Source organism: Brevundimonas aveniformis DSM 17977, from assembly GCF_000428765.1.
GTDB lineage: Bacteria > Pseudomonadota > Alphaproteobacteria > Caulobacterales > Caulobacteraceae > Brevundimonas > Brevundimonas aveniformis.
Window position 1 is genome coordinate 682,954 of record NZ_AUAO01000001.1, and the last position, 14,491, is coordinate 697,444.

Annotated in this window: 16 protein-coding genes; 7 read left to right on the forward strand and 9 right to left on the reverse strand. The window is 63.5% G+C overall.

Translation table 11 applies throughout. The features are described 5' to 3' along the window. Positions 1–128 precede the first annotated feature (128 nt). Positions 129–647, forward strand: coding sequence for a protein-export chaperone SecB (secB, locus tag G391_RS0103575; RefSeq protein ID WP_029086301.1), 519 nt, complete (start codon positions 129–131; stop codon positions 645–647). Here the strand turns inward: secB and dnaQ are convergent. Genes dnaQ through G391_RS0103600 form a run of 5 tightly spaced genes read right to left on the reverse strand, consistent with a single transcriptional unit; the run spans position 644 to position 4,296 of the window. After that, a complete protein-coding gene (gene dnaQ, locus G391_RS0103580; RefSeq protein ID WP_029086302.1) occupies positions 644–1,351 on the reverse strand; it encodes a DNA polymerase III subunit epsilon in 708 nt (235 codons plus the stop codon). The two genes, secB and dnaQ, sit on opposite strands and share 4 nt — an antisense overlap. Positions 1,352–1,356: 5 nt before the next feature. Beyond that, complete coding sequence (coaE, locus tag G391_RS0103585; RefSeq protein WP_029086303.1) at positions 1,357–2,004, reverse strand: dephospho-CoA kinase; 648 nt, start codon at positions 2,002–2,004, stop codon at positions 1,357–1,359. Next, the gene (locus G391_RS0103590; protein ID WP_029086304.1) at positions 2,001–2,831 is read right to left on the reverse strand and encodes a shikimate dehydrogenase family protein; all 831 of its coding nucleotides are present in this window, start codon (positions 2,829–2,831) and stop codon (positions 2,001–2,003) included. Before G391_RS0103590 ends, coaE begins: the two co-directional genes overlap by 4 nt. Then, positions 2,828–3,421 carry a Maf family protein gene (locus tag G391_RS0103595; protein ID WP_029086305.1) on the reverse strand — a complete coding sequence of 198 codons (594 nt, stop codon included), beginning with the start codon at positions 3,419–3,421 and terminating at the stop codon, positions 2,828–2,830. Before G391_RS0103595 ends, G391_RS0103590 begins: the two co-directional genes overlap by 4 nt. Continuing rightward, positions 3,418–4,296, reverse strand: a complete 879-nt coding sequence (locus G391_RS0103600; RefSeq protein WP_035303523.1) for a pyruvate, water dikinase regulatory protein — start codon at positions 4,294–4,296, stop codon at positions 3,418–3,420. Before G391_RS0103600 ends, G391_RS0103595 begins: the two co-directional genes overlap by 4 nt. A gap of 426 nt (positions 4,297–4,722) precedes the next feature. Here G391_RS0103600 and hemE point away from each other — a divergent pair, with 426 nt between their 5' ends. From hemE to dapB, 5 genes are all read left to right on the forward strand, one after another. Beyond that, the gene (gene hemE / locus G391_RS0103605; RefSeq protein WP_029086307.1) at positions 4,723–5,757 is read left to right on the forward strand and encodes a uroporphyrinogen decarboxylase; all 1,035 of its coding nucleotides are present in this window, start codon (positions 4,723–4,725) and stop codon (positions 5,755–5,757) included. Further along, on the forward strand, positions 5,754–6,779 hold the full coding sequence (gene hemH, locus G391_RS0103610) for a ferrochelatase (RefSeq protein WP_029086308.1): 1,026 nt from the start codon (positions 5,754–5,756) through the stop codon (positions 6,777–6,779). The genes hemE and hemH overlap by 4 nt, the downstream gene beginning before the upstream one ends. Further along, complete coding sequence (locus G391_RS0103615) at positions 6,776–7,246, forward strand: CopD family protein (RefSeq protein WP_029086309.1); 471 nt, start codon at positions 6,776–6,778, stop codon at positions 7,244–7,246. The genes hemH and G391_RS0103615 overlap by 4 nt, the downstream gene beginning before the upstream one ends. Before the next feature lie 227 nt (positions 7,247–7,473). Continuing rightward, positions 7,474–8,811 (forward strand): transcription termination factor Rho, encoded by a 1,338-nt coding sequence (gene rho / locus G391_RS0103620; RefSeq protein WP_035303525.1) that lies wholly within the window; start codon positions 7,474–7,476, stop codon positions 8,809–8,811. A gap of 10 nt (positions 8,812–8,821) precedes the next feature. Continuing rightward, the gene (gene dapB, locus G391_RS0103625; RefSeq protein WP_029086311.1) at positions 8,822–9,571 is read left to right on the forward strand and encodes a 4-hydroxy-tetrahydrodipicolinate reductase; all 750 of its coding nucleotides are present in this window, start codon (positions 8,822–8,824) and stop codon (positions 9,569–9,571) included. An 89-nt stretch (positions 9,572–9,660) separates the two neighbouring features. Here dapB and G391_RS0103630 read toward each other — a convergent pair whose 3' ends face one another. Both G391_RS0103630 and dut read right to left on the reverse strand, forming a co-directional pair. Beyond that, positions 9,661–9,996 (reverse strand): hypothetical protein, encoded by a 336-nt coding sequence (locus G391_RS0103630; RefSeq protein ID WP_029086312.1) that lies wholly within the window; start codon positions 9,994–9,996, stop codon positions 9,661–9,663. A 63-nt stretch (positions 9,997–10,059) separates the two neighbouring features. Continuing rightward, positions 10,060–10,512, reverse strand: coding sequence for a dUTP diphosphatase (dut, locus tag G391_RS0103635; protein ID WP_029086313.1), 453 nt, complete (start codon positions 10,510–10,512; stop codon positions 10,060–10,062). Between the two features lie 434 nt (positions 10,513–10,946). Between dut and G391_RS0103645 the strand changes: the two genes are divergently transcribed. Continuing rightward, the gene (locus G391_RS0103645; RefSeq protein WP_035303527.1) at positions 10,947–11,468 is read left to right on the forward strand and encodes a hypothetical protein; all 522 of its coding nucleotides are present in this window, start codon (positions 10,947–10,949) and stop codon (positions 11,466–11,468) included. A gap of 23 nt (positions 11,469–11,491) precedes the next feature. Here the strand turns inward: G391_RS0103645 and ahcY are convergent, their stop codons facing one another. Beyond that, a complete protein-coding gene (gene ahcY / locus G391_RS0103650; protein ID WP_029086316.1) occupies positions 11,492–12,889 on the reverse strand; it encodes an adenosylhomocysteinase in 1,398 nt (465 codons plus the stop codon). Positions 12,890–12,966: 77 nt separating this feature from the next. After that, positions 12,967–14,442 carry a M61 metallopeptidase family protein gene (locus G391_RS0103655; RefSeq protein WP_029086317.1) on the reverse strand — a complete coding sequence of 492 codons (1,476 nt, stop codon included), beginning with the start codon at positions 14,440–14,442 and terminating at the stop codon, positions 12,967–12,969. Positions 14,443–14,491 lie beyond the last annotated feature (49 nt).

The following is a 14,491-nucleotide window of genomic DNA, read 5'->3' on the forward strand; positions in this document are numbered from 1 at the left end:
GATACACAGCCTATCGAGTAAGCATCCGCATGCCGTTTCGCAAGGTACGGCGCGGTCGCAACATTGCGCGCACCGCCCGCACATGATAGGCGCCGCCGCCTTAGTTTCCCTTCTGCCAGAGGCTCGCCATGACCGATCAACCGCCCGCTGACACCGGCGCTACGCCCGAAGGCCCGCCGCAGGGCACCCCGATGGGTCCGCAGATGCGCGTCCTGGTCCAGTATGTTCGCGACCTGTCGTTCGAGAACCCGCGCGCGCCGGATTCCCTAAGGATCGACGGTAAGCCGGCAATCGACATGGCCGTCGAGATGAACGCCCGCGGTCGTCGTGACGACCTCTACGAGGTTGAGCTCAAGCTGTCCGTTGGGGCCACGGTCGAGAACCAGCCGATGTTCCAGATCGAACTGGTCTATGGCGGCGTATTCCAGATCGCCGGCGTGGCCGAAGCCGATATGGAGCCGTTCCTGCTGATCGAATGCCCGCGCTATCTGTTCCCGTTCGCGCGTGAGATCATTTCGCGCGCCTCGGCAGACGGTGGCTTCTATCCGCCGTTCCAGCTCGATCCGCTGGATTTCGCCGGCATCTACAATGCCCGCAAGGCCCAGGCCGCCCAGCTGGATCAGACGACTCCCGCCGGCGAAGCCTAGTCGGCCAGGCCCGGCTCCAGCCGCGTCCACAAGCTGAGGTCCGATAGCGTCGCCCTGAGAAAGGCGGCGTGACGGGCGCGCTCGTCCTCGGTTGAAGCCGGGCCGAGGGGTCTGGGCCGTTCACCGTAGGTCGATTGGCCAACCGTCTCGCGGACCTGACCGGACGCCGGGGCCGAAAGGTCCAGAACCCGCTCGCGCCCCCCTCTCAGCTCCAGATAGACTGACGCCAGCAACCGGGCGTCGATCAAGGCCCCGTGCAGGGTCCGTTCGGTTAGAGAAACCTTGAACCGCTTGCACAGGGCATCGAGCGAGTTCGACATCCCCGGAAAGCGTTTCTGCGCCAACTGCAACGTATCGACCCACTGAGCGTCATCAATCACGGCGCGGCCGGCCGTCTCCAGTTCAAAATTCACGAAGCTCCGGTCAAATCCGGCATTGTGCGCAACGACAGGCGCATCGCCGACAAAGGCCAGCAGCTCATCAGCAATCTCGGCAAAGCGAGGCGCGTCCCGTACCTTTTCATTGGTAATGCCATGAACCCGGACGACCTCGGGCCCGATGACCCGCTCGGGGTTGATCAGCTTGTGAAACGTGCGGCCGGTCGGCGTAAGATTTTCCAGCTCGATACAGCCGATTTCGACCATCCGGTCGCCGCCCCGAGCGTTGAAGCCGGTCGTTTCGGTATCCAGGACAATTTCACGCATGGCTCTTACTCGCTGCGTTCGGAGCGCCTGTGAAGGCCCGATGAGCGCTTCGGCAACCAACCCGGTGTGGACAAGGTTTCAAGAATGACCCGTACCTGATCGCGCGCGACGGCTATCGAACGCCCGGTATCGACGACGAAGTCCGCCTGGGACCGCTTGTCCGCATCCGGCATCTGCCGAGCGAGGATCTGTTCGAAACGCGCCACCGTCATGCCTGGCCGGTCCAGAACCCGCCGGCGCTGAACGTCCGCGGGTGCCGAGGCGACGACCACAACGTCCACCTCCGTCTCCGCGCCGGTTTCAAACAGGAGCGGCACATCAACCACCGCAAAAGTTGAACCGGCTTTCTGAGCCGTTGCCAGAAAGGCCTGACGATCTTCGCGCACCAGCGGATGCACGACAGCCTCCAGGGTCGGAAACCCTGACGGATCGGCGCGAAGACGATCCGCCAGCAGAGATCGGTCGACGCCGCCTTTCAGAGATGTGGTTCCCGGAAACAGGACCTCAACCCGGGCAACGGCCCGACCGCCTGGCGCATACAGGCGATGCACCGCTGCATCGGCGTCCCAGACGGAACATCCCTCGTCCTCAAACAGGCGAAGTGTTGTCGATTTTCCCATGCCGATCGAGCCGGTCAGGCCAATGATGATCATCCCTGCGCCTCCAGGGCTTCGAGGCACAGGCGGCGGACATCGATCTCTGGGGCCGGCAGCCCGAACAGAACCTCGAAACTTGGCCGAGCCTGACCGATCAACATAGCCAGTCCATCGATCGGGGTCAGGCCACGGGCTCGGGCCCTGGCCAGAAGCGGGGTTTCGAGCGGCCTGTAGGTCATATCCATGACAGCGCCCCCCGCTGACATGCCTGCCAGGTCCAATGTTTCCAGAGACGATGCGGCATTGATCAACAGATGACTGCCCGTCAGGGCGACCTCAACCTCGTCCAGGCCAAAGCCGGCCACGCCCGCTCCCTGCTCCTCGGCAAGCACAAGGGCCCGGTCCCGGGTCCGGTTGACCACCCGGATATCCGTAGCCCCCCCCGACGTCATCGCCTGAACCGCGGCGCGACCCGCTCCCCCCGCCCCGAGGACCACGACCGTCGCCGCCGCGAGATCCAGATGAGGCGCCTGCCCCCGGATGGCGGCCAGCAGGCCGGTGCCGTCGGTACTTTCGGCGCGAGGGCGATCCCCAAGCCGGACCAGATTGACCGATCGGGTCACCGCCGCCTCCGGTCCAATGACAACGCCCCGTGTCCGCGCCCAGTCGAAGACGACTTCCTTGTAGGGTGCGGTGACATTGCAGCCGAGCAGTGTATCGGAATCCAGCAGCGCCCCGACCGCCTGCGGCGTTTCTGGAGCCAGGGCGATGTACTGATTATTCAGACCTGCCGCCTCAAGCCAGGCTCCGTGGATCACCGGACTGAGAGAATGGTGGATCGGCCGGCCAATGACGGCCGCCACGCCATCGCGGCTGAGGGTCACGAGGCCAACACGCTGCGGGCGCGCAATTCTGCCAGAAGCGGCAACAGGGGTAGTCCCAGAACGGTGAAATAGTCCCCCTCCACCCGGTCGAACAGCTGCGCCCCCTCGCCTTCCAGCCAGTAGCCACCGACCGCCGAAAGGGCAGCGGTCTGATTGCGGTCGAGGTATCCATCAATGAAGCCCGACGATAGGCGACGAACGGACATCACCGCCGTATCCACGGTGCTCCAGAGCAGATGCCCGCCTTGGGCCAAGGCCACGCCCGAATGCAGCCGGTGGATGGACCCCGAGAACAGCTGCAACCGGGCTCTCGCCTCGTCCAGGCTGGCGGCCTTGCTGTACAGGGTGCCGTCCTGTTCCAGCGTCTGATCGGCTCCGATCACCAGGGTGCCCGGGTGTCGGCTGGAAACACGCATGGCCTTCTCGCCCGCCAAGGCTTGAGCCACGGCCCGGGCATCGGCCCCTTCGCTAATCAGTTGGCCCGTGAAGGCCCCCTCATCCAGGTCAGCGGGATCAAGGGTTACGGTCACACCCGCCGCCTCCAGTAGCGTTTGCCGGGCGGAGCTCCGGCTAGCCAGGATCAGGTTCATTGCGAAGCCCCCAACCGGCCAGATCGGCGTTCATTGACCAGGTTGATCACCTGGGCAGCGGTTTCTTCAACCGATCGGCGTGACACATCTATCACCGGCCATCCCAACCGTTCGAACAGGCGACGTGCACGGATGGTTTCTTCGCGCACCAGGTCGGTATCGACATAGTCCGTGTTCGGGTCCACTCCCAGATGCTGGAGTCGGTTTCGTCGGATCGACACCAATCGGTCCGGAGACACCACCAGACCGACAACCAATGGATTCTTGAGACGGGATAGAAGCTCGGGCGGTTCCTGGGTCGGCACCAGCGGCACATTCGCCGCCCGAATGCCGCGGTGTGCCAGATACACGCAGGTCGGCGTCTTGGAGGTCCGGCTGACCCCGACCAGAACAACATCTGCGCGTTCGAGCTCGGCCAGACCCTGGCCGTCATCGTGGTGGATAGCAAAATCCAGAGCCCCCATGCGTTCAAAATAGTCCGAATCCAGCGCATGCTGGGCCCCGACCCGGCTCGACAGGGACGCCCCCAGATAACCGGACAACGCCGTCACCAGCGGGTCCAGAGCTCCGAGTTGAGGGGCCCCCAGAATCCGGCAACCCTTCTCAAGCATCGCCCTCAGCTCCGGGTCGACCAGCGTATGTAGAACGATGCCCGGAGCCGCTTCGATCTCTTCCAGCACGCGCTCAAGCTGTTTGGGGGACCGCACCAGCGCATAGATGTGCTCGATCGGGATCACGCCTTCGAAACGCGCCACGACCGCCTTGGCCATGGCGTTCAAGGTTTCGCCGGTCGAATCCGAGACAAGGTGAACGTGGAAATAGGTCGAGATCCGCCGGGGAGCGTTCGCGGTTCGCGGTGGGAGGTCTGTGGACAAACGGCCCTCGGCTGGGGGTGACGACAAGACAAAAGAACCCTAGCGCGCCTTGGCGACCAGCGCACCTGGGATAGCCGTGGAGAAATATGCCGGATGTCCCCAGCCCTGTCCTGACGGCGGCTTCCAGATTCCCCCAGACGTGGAAAACTGAGTGACGTCGTAAACCATACCCAGGCCGATCCCGAACTCGTCGTTAGGAATTTGGAAAGGAATCCTTAACCCTTTCTTAACCTTCCCCGCTGTCCCCAGACCGGTGGAAAAGTCGCTGGCCGGGCAGACATCTCTGTGAATCCTGCGCGCGTCACCGCGGGATCATTGGAATCTTCCCCCGCGATTCAGCCCGCCTACGACCTTCTTCAATTCCTTTTGAATCCTCTTTTCTTGAGAGGGATTGAGCCATGGGCGGGGACGGCCTAGGACGCCCTGATGACGGATCAACCGGATTTTCTAAGAGCCCTTGCGGGTGAAACGCTGGCACGGCCACCGGTCTGGTTCATGCGCCAAGCTGGACGCCATCTGCCGGAGTATCGTGAGCTACGGGCCAAGGCCCCCGATTTCGTCGACTTCTGCCTGAACCCGACAATGGCCGCTGAGGCGACCCTGCAGCCGATGCGGCGTTATCCGTTCGATGCCTCCATCGTTTTTGCCGATATCCTGCTTGTTCCCAAGGCTCTGGGTCAGGCGGTCTGGTTTGAGGCTGGAGAAGGCCCGCGTCTGGGCGTGTTGCCAGATCTCTCCGCCATGCGTGATCTCGCGCCGTCGGCCGGAGAGGCCCTGAAGGCGGTCGGTGAAACCCTGTCCATCGTCCGAGCTGAACTGGAACCGTCCCGCGCCCTTATTGGGTTTTGCGGCGCTCCTTGGACCGTTGCCACCTACATGCTCGACGGGATGGCTCGCACCATCGGCAAGGGAGAACGAGCGGCCGCCAGGGCCTATGCCTATGCCGATCCAGAGGGGGTCGATGCCCTGTTGGGCGTCCTTGTTGAAGCCAGCGCCTGGTATCTGAAGATGCAGGCGGAAAACGGGGCCCAGGCCCTGCAGATCTTTGAAAGCTGGGCCGAGGGTCTGCCGGATGACCTGTTCGAACGGCTGGTGGTCAATCCACATCAGATGCTGATCGCGCGGTTGCGCGAACTGGGTGTGGATGTGCCTCTTATCGGCTTTCCCCGTGGCTCGGCGGCTCTGCTCGGCGACTATGCGGCGCGCTGCGCGGTTCAGGCGGTTGGTCTGGATACGGCCTGCCCTCTGGCGGTTGGACAGGCGGTCCAGAAACGCAAGACCATTCAGGGCGCGCTTGATCCGATGTTGCTTCGGACCGGCGGCGCCCCCCTTGACCGGCGCATCGACGAACTGCGCGCGGCCTGGGGGGATGGCCCCTGGATCTTCAATCTCGGCCACGGAATTCTGCCGGACACGCCAATCGCCCACGTTGAGCAGGCCCTAGCCCGGATTGGTGCATGAGCCGGCTGGCCGTCGTCCTGTTCAATCTGGGGGGGCCTGATGGTCCGGCCGATGTACGGCCTTTTCTCCAGAATCTGTTCTCGGACCCGGCGATTATCGGTTTGCCGGCCTTCCTGCGTTTGCCTCTGGCCCGCTTCATCGCCCATCGTCGCGAAAAATCGGCTCAGGCCAACTATGCCCTGATGGGGGGGGGCTCTCCGCTGTTGCCCGGGACGTTCAAACAGGCCGGGGCGCTCCAGGATGCCCTGTCGGATTCCGCCGATGAGGTCGGGGTCTTTGTGGCCATGCGGTACTGGCGACCGCTCACGGATGAGACGGCGCGTCAGGTTGCCGACTTCGCCCCCGATGAGGTGATCCTCCTCCCGCTCTATCCGCAGTTTTCAACCACGACGACCGCCTCATCCCTCGAGGCCTGGGCGGAGGCCTATGCGGGCCCCGGACAGGTCCATACGGTCTGTTGCTACCCCGAAGCCCCCGGCTGGATCGAGGCTCAGACCAAGGCTATCCGCGCCGAACTGAACAAGGCCGGTGACCAACCCGTCCGCGTTCTTTTTTCCGCGCACGGCGTGCCGGAGAAGGTCATCACCGGACGCGGTGACCCCTATCAGGTCCAGGTCGAGGCCGGATGTGCGGCTGTGGCCCAGGCCGCAGGCCTCTCAGACTGGTCCATCTGTTACCAAAGTCGGGTCGGGCCGATGAAATGGCTGGGCCCGTCCACACCAGAGGCGATCGAACAGGCCGCCGCCGACAAGGTGGGTGTGTTGGTCGTTCCCATCGCCTTTGTCTCCGAACACATCGAAACCCTGGTTGAGCTGGACATCGAATATGCCCATCTGGCTGAGCAGCTAGGCGTCAGCCCGTACTTGCGGGCCCAGACCCCTGGAACAGACCGGAGCTTTATTCGAGCCCTGGCGGATGCTGTGCGCGCAGCCCGCCGCGGGGCGGCGATCCAGCCTTTCGGTCCAGGTTGCGGCGGCGATTTTTCCGCCTGTCCCTGTCAGAACCGTCGGAGAGTCGCATGACCGCCTACGACCTCGCTCGTGGCCTGCATATTCTAGCGGTTATCGCCTGGATGGCCGGCCTATTGTTCCTGCCTCGCCTTTACGCCTATGACGCCGAACAGGCCGAAAAGCCTGAACCCCTCAGGTCAGAGATGCGGGATCTCCTGAGGACTTGGCAGCACCGACTGCTGAAGATCATTCTCAACCCGGCCATGATCGCGGCGTGGGTTTTCGGGGCGTGGTTGATCTGGCTGGATGGAGCGGTGTTGCGCGGCTGGGGCGTCTTTCACGAACCCTGGATGGTGACGAAGCTCCTCGGTGTTCTGGCCTTGACCGGCTGGCATCACTATCTGGCCGTGGAGAAGAAGCGCATTGCCGCCGGCACCTCAGTTCGAACAGGTCGCTTCTGGCGCATGACCAACGAGGTTCCGTTCCTGCTGGCCATCGTCATGGTTCTGTCTGTGACGACCGAATGGACCTTCGGATAGCGGCTTTACCTTGACGGACGCGGCCCGGTGTGGTTCCGCTAGGAACAGGCGACGGGTCCTGCTTCGGCGGTTCGGCGCTTTCCCACCCTTCTTCAGACCTGCATCGCCCTGATTTGCGGCGCGGTCGAATCCGAAAACGAACGCCCTGATGGGCCCCAGAATTTCTGCCGACACCCGGATTCTGACTCTGTCGGGCTCCGCGGGTCGCCACACAAGTCCAAGACCCCATGACCGAAGACTCTCTGATCGAATCCGACCTCGATACCGTCGCTGATGGCGAGGAAGACGGACACGCCGCGCCCCAGCGGATTGCCCTGTCCGAGCTGAAGGACAAGACTGCCGCCGAGCTGGTCGCCTTCGCCGAGGACCTGGAGGTCGAGAACGCCTCCAACCTGCGCAAGCAGGATCTGCTGTTCGCCATCCTCAAGACCCTGGCCGACGAGGAGGTCGAGATCTCGGCCGCCGGCGTGCTCGAAGTGCTCCAGGACGGCTTCGGCTTCCTGCGTTCAGCGGACGCCAACTATCTCTCGGGCCCGGACGACATCTACGTCTCGCCGTCCCAGATCAAACGCTTTGGCCTTCGCACCGGCGATACGGTCGAAGGCACCGTGCGCGGCCCCCGAGAGGGCGAACGCTATTTCGCCCTGCTCAAGGTTGATTCGATCAACTTCGAAGACCCTGAGAACGTCCGCCACAAGGTCAATTTCGACAATCTGACGCCGCTCTATCCCGATGAGCGGCTGCACATGGAAATCCAGGATCCGACGCTGAAGGATCGCTCGGGCCGGGTCATCGACATCGTCGCGCCGCTCGGCAAGGGGCAGCGCTGCTTGATTGTCGCCCCGCCGCGCGTCGGCAAGACCGTGATGCTGCAAAACATCGCCAAGTCGATCGAGGCCAACCACCCCGAAGTGTTCCTGATGGTGCTGCTCATCGACGAGCGCCCGGAAGAAGTCACCGACATGCAGCGCACGGTGAAGGGCGAGGTCGTAGCCTCGACCTTCGATGAGCCGTCCACCCGCCACGTCGCGGTCGCCGAAATGGTGATCGAAAAGGCCAAGCGCCTGGTTGAGCACAAGAAGGATGTCGTCATCCTGCTGGATTCGGTCACCCGTCTGGGCCGCGCCTACAATGCGACCGTCCCGTCCTCGGGCAAGGTGTTGACCGGTGGTGTCGATGCCAATGCGCTGCAGCGCCCCAAGCGTTTCTTCGGCGCGGCGCGCAACATTGAGGAAGGCGGCTCGCTGACCATCATCGCCACCGCCCTGATCGACACCGGCAGCCGCATGGACGAGGTCATCTTCGAAGAGTTCAAAGGCACCGGTAACTCTGAAATCGTGCTGGACCGCAAGGTTGCCGATAAGCGCATCTTCCCGGCCATCGACGTGCTGAAGTCCGGCACCCGCAAGGAAGACCTGATCACGCCGAAGGATCAGCTGACCAAGACCTATGTGCTGCGCCGGATCCTCAACCCGATGGGCCCGCAGGACGCCATCGAGTTCCTGCTCGACAAGCTGCGTCAGTCCAAGAACAACGCCGACTTCTTCCAGTCGATGAATACCTAGGACCAGACGAGTGGCGGGGCTTGTTCACATCGGTCTGGCCGGCGCGCGCGGGCGCATGGGGCGCGCCGTTTCAGAGGTGCTGGACAAGCGCAATGACGTGGTTGTCGCTGCGCGCTTCGACCGCACGGATCACCCCGACCTGTCGGTCTGCGATGTCGTCATCGACTTCACCGAACCGGCGGCTTCGGTTGAGCTGGCCCGGGTTTGTGCCCAAGCCGGGGCCCCGGCCCTGGTCATCGGCGCGACGGGGTTCACGCCTGATCAGGAAGCCAAGATCGAACAGGCTGCGGCCCAGGTGGCCATCGTCAAGTCCGGCAACTTTTCGCTCGGCGTCAATATGTTGATCGGCCTGGTGGCCCAGGCGGCGCGCCGTCTGCCGGCGTCAGACTGGGACATCGAGGTGATCGAGGCCCATCACCGCATGAAAAAGGACGCGCCCTCCGGCACCGCCCTCATGTTGGGCGAAGCGGCTGCGGATGGCCGCGGTCAGGATCTGGTGAATGTTCGAGGGGCTCCGCGCGACGGTATCGGCGAAGAGCGCCCGACCGGCGAAATCGGCTTCTCCGCTATCCGTGCCGGCGGCATCGTCGGCGAGCATCAGGTCATCTTCGCCGCCCAGGACGAAATCTTGACCTTGGCCCATTCTGCCCGTGACCGGGCTCTGTTCGCCCGCGGAGCCGTCATGGCCGCCCTCTGGGTCAGGGGCCGCTCACCCGGCCTCTACGGCATGCAGGACGTGCTCGGCTTCCGGCAGGCCTAGTTCAGGGAACGGGTACTGGGGATTAGATTCCAGGCCACGCCCTCTCCGAATCCGTAATCGCCCTATTCCCTAGAACCTGGACCCTTCCCCTAGTGTCCGCCCCTGCGGACAAAAATGGATTTCACCATGAAAAACAGGGCGATGACGATCGCATAGCCCAGAAAGAGCGCCAGCAGGGTCATCCAGAAGGTCAGGGTGACCACATTGGGAAGCTCGAACTGCCCTCCGTTCAACATCGGCAGAATGGCCCCGATGATGACGTGGATGACGGCGGCGCCGGCGGCCGTCCGCCACAGGTCGGGCCAATTGTGCATGGTCAGGACGGCGACCAGGGCAATCAGGATACCGGTGACCTGATTGACGCCCGAAAATCCGGCCTGAGCCAGCTCCCAGAGCTGTTGGAAAAATCCGACAATGCTGTCCATGAGACAAATACCCCTCTACTTCGACCCCCTCTGGTCGCCTCCATCTTAACGCAGTTTGGGCGATCAGGCTCCCGTTGACCCGAAGCCCCCGGTCCCGCGTTCGGTTTCGTCGAGCTGATCAACCTGCTGGAAGCCAGCTTGCAGGAACGGAGCGATGACCATCTGAGCGATCCGATCCCCTCGGCGGATGACAAAGGGCTCGGCCCCGAGATTGGCCAGAATGACACCAACCTCACCGCGATAGTCGGCGTCGATGGTGCCGGGACTGTTCAGGCAGGTGACGCCAAACTTCAGAGCCAGGCCGGAGCGGGGCCGAACCTGGGCCTCGTGATGATCGGGCAGGGCGATGGTCAGGCCGGTCGGGATCAGAGCCCGCCCACCAGGGGGCAGGGTCACGGGGGCTTCTTCGGATACGGCCGCCCGCAGATCCATCCCGGCTGACCCTTGTGTCTCGTAGGCAGGGAGCGGCAGGCCCTCGGCGTGAGGCAGACGGGTCAGGCGAATGGTGACGGTCATGGGCGCTCCTTGTCGGTCCCGGGTCGGTCCTGGCTTAGGCCCAGATCGAGGCTCGGTCGAGAGACGGTCGCCAAGCCTGACCCAGAAATAGCCGGTTCCCTGATCCGACTCGACTCATACGGTTAACGGAGTCACGTTTCGTCCCGAGAAAGCGGGAGGCTAGGTTGCAGACCGAGACAGCGCGCATTGTCAGACGCGTCAACCTCCTGACGGACAGCCACGTTTCGTTTTTGGTTGAGGTTCGAAGACCGGGCGGACCTACGCACCGGTGGCCTCAGGCGTTCAACTCTCACGACGACGCTATGTTAGCGGCCGATCACGCCGGCGTTGAGGTCCTTCCGGGCTGGTTTGACGAGTACGCCTGACGGGGAGAACATTGCAAGAACACATAGCTGTGGTATAGCGTCGTTCTGCAACTGAAGCGGGAGGCTTTTATGCGTAGTCTGACATTTGCAGCGGTGGCCATTTTGGCCCTGACGGGGGGATGCGGCAACGGCGGTTCGGCGGTCGAGACGCGTGATCGCCCTGGAGACACCCAGGCCCTGGCGGATCTGGGCGATGCGACCGGATCAACCGTCGCGGCTGAGGATACCGCAACGGAGGCTTCGGCCCCGGCGGTGGAGGCTGAACGCGGTCGCCCGGTCTGGTCTACGACCCGCAACCGCACGGCGGACGAGGGCGCTCAACGCAGTTTTGAGCGGAACGGCGCGGATTTTGGGGCCTCGAGCCAGGACGCCTATGTCCAGGCTGTTCACGCCTTTATCGCCAATCCGCCGCCCGGTACCGAAACCGTTCGTCGGCGCAATGGCGACACCCTCTACTACCACGCGGCGTCCAACACCTTTGCAGTTGCCACGCGCGAAGGCGCGCCTCGCACCATGTTCAAACCACGGGAAGGCGCGGCCTACTGGGCCGAGCAGCAGGCCAGCGTGGCGCGCCAGTCAGGCGGCGGCTAAAGGCCGCCACACGGGTTTGTGGCCTAGTAGCGGTAGTGCTCCGGCTTGAACGGACCCTGCGGCTTGACGCCGATATAGGCGGCCTGTTCGCCCGACAGGACCGTCAGCTTGGCCCCCAACTTATCCAGATGCAGGGCGGCAACCTTTTCATCCAGGTACTTGGGCAGGACATAGACATCCGTTTCATACTTGGGTGTCTGGGTATTGGCCCACAGTTCGATCTGGGCCAGCGTCTGGTTGGTGAACGATGCCGACATCACGAATGACGGGTGACCGGTCGCGTTCCCGAGGTTCACCAGGCGACCTTCGGACAGAACGATGATCTTGTTGCCCCCGGGGAATTCCACATGGTGGACCTGGGGCTTGATTTCGTCCCACTTGAAGTTCTTCAGGCCGGCGATCTGAATCTCGGAATCAAAATGGCCGATATTGCAGACGATGGCGTTGTTCTTCATCGCCCGCATATGGTCGACGGTCAGGACGTCCTTGTTGCCGGTGGCCGTGACGAAGATGTCGGCGTCCTTGACGACATCCTCGACGGTCTTGACGTCATAGCCTTCCATGGCCGCCTGCAGGGCGCAGATCGGATCGATCTCGGTGACGATGACGCGGGCACCGCCGCTGCGAAGCGAGGCGGCTGAGCCCTTGCCGACGTCGCCATAACCCATGACGACCGCAACCTTGCCCGCCAGCATGACGTCAGTGCCGCGACGGATGGCGTCCACCAGGCTTTCGCGGCAACCGTACAGATTGTCGAACTTCGACTTGGTGACGCTGTCATTGACGTTGATGGCCGGGAACGGCAGCTCGCCGCGTTCCGCCATCTGATAGAGGCGGTGCACGCCGGTCGTGGTTTCCTCCGACACGCCCTTGATGGCGTCGCGGATGGCCGAATAGAAGCCCGGCTTCTCGGCCAGGTAACGCTTCATCACCGCAAAGAGGGCTTCTTCTTCCTCGTTCTGCGGATTGTCGAGCACGGTCGGATCCTTCTCCGCCTTCGGCCCCAGCACGCACAGCAGGGTGGCGTCGCCACCGTCATCGAGGATCAGGTTCGGATAGCCGCCGTCGGCCCATTCGAAAATCTTGTGGGCGTACTCCCAGTACTCGTAGAGCGTCTCGCCCTTGATGGCGAAGACCGGCGTGCCATTGGCCGCGATCGCGGCGGCGGCATGATCCTGGGTCGAAAAGATGTTGCACGAGGCCCAGCGCACCTCGGCTCCGAGGGCTTCAAGCGTCTGGATCAGCACTGCCGTCTGGATGGTCATGTGCAGCGAGCCGGCGATCCGCGCGCCCTTCAAGGGCTGGGCCTTGCCGTATTCGGCCCGAAGCGCCATCAGCCCCGGCATTTCGGTCTCGGCGATGGCGATTTCCTTGTTGCCGAAATCGGCGAGCGAAATGTCCTTGACGATATAGTCGGTCACGACGAGGCCTCCTGGGGCGCGAACTGTCCGGGGAATTTAACCGCGCCTATAGCGGCCCCAGCCTCCAGGGGCAACCATCATATAAGGATATCTTTATATGCGAGGGATCCCGATAGCCGGGCGACGCAGGCCGCGCGTTCGGTATTCTCAAGACCCGGTCCCGGAACCAGACGCTGGCGGTGCGCGGTTTCAACCACACTCACACAGTTGCCGAAGAGCTGGGGCGGAAATCTAACAGGTTCACCCCGGTCAATGTGTTCAAACAGGTCGGGACGTAGATCCAGCCCCGTGGCCAGACCGTAGGCCGCAATCAGCCGGTCCGGTGCCGCGCCCTGACCGGACGGCAGGCTGAGCATCAGGTCGTCCAGTCGGTCCCCGGACATGGCCCAGAGGCGATCATCCAGCATAAGGGCCAGCAACAGCCCCCGATGGTAGGGAATTCCGGCTATGGCCGGATCGCTGAAAAAGGCCCGCGCGATTGCCGAATTCTCTACCCGGAACGGCGTGTTGGCCTGACGCTCCAGCGCCTGATCGAGGCTGGCGATGAAAGCCTCGGGCTCGATTAAACCCAGGATGAGTTCAAGACGAAGCGCATAGTAGTCCGTGAACCCTTCCGAGAACCAGAAATCCAGCACTTCGCCGGAGCCCGGCGTCAGGCCGCCAAAATGGTCGGGCAGCCAACCGTGCTGCTGTTCATGGACAAGGACGTGCCCGAGATCCTCAAGCGACTGATCCGGTGGGAGCCAGATCGCCAGGCCGTCGCCCAGTCCCAAGCCGGCCTGGCTGGTTTCCGGGAGGCGGTCTTCACGCGGAGAAAGCGCCAGGAAGTAGCCCGCCGCGGGCTCTCCCCAGAACCGTTCGGACGCCGCGACCACCCTAAGATAGAGGTTCGCCAGCTCGGCATCCGAAAAGCGCCAGGCCCCCCGCAGGGCAAGCGTGACCGTTCCGCTGGGGCCCTGGCGCTCGACGATCCGCAGATCGCGCCCACCGACCAGGACGCTGTCGGCCAGGTCGTCAAATGAGATCGACAATCCGACGACCGGGTCGAGATCCGAAGACAGCTGCCAGCCTGTCGGTGTGGGGCCCCAACCGAAGGTCACGTATCCGCTCTGGCGGTGACGGACCCGCGCCATGACGGTGCGTCCGATCAGAGTGAAGCCCTGTGACTGGATCGAAGGCAGATATGGCCGCGCCGGGGCCCCGGTCCGATGGCTCAAGGCGCTCGACCCGATGCGGTAGGTCAGCCGGATCGGTGCATTCCGGGCATGCCGAAGGCTCACAACGGACCCCCGGCGACGAAGCCGCGCTCCCTCGACCCTCAGATCCCCGAGGCCTTGATCCAGTCGCTGTGCCCCGGCCCAGTTTCGCGGCAGGTCGACCTCGGTGCGTCCGTCCGCATCCCCTCTGAAGGCCAGGGTGACATCGACGCCGACAAGGGCACCGTGATCCACGACAGGCTGAACCTGATAGGTGGTGGTCGGGGTCGGTTGGGCCTGGGTCGGCGATGCTGACAGGACAACAAGACCTGTCAGCCAACCCAAGATTCTGACCATGGCCGCGCCTCCCGGCAGCCGCCCCCCTGGATCAGCCTGTCACAAAGCA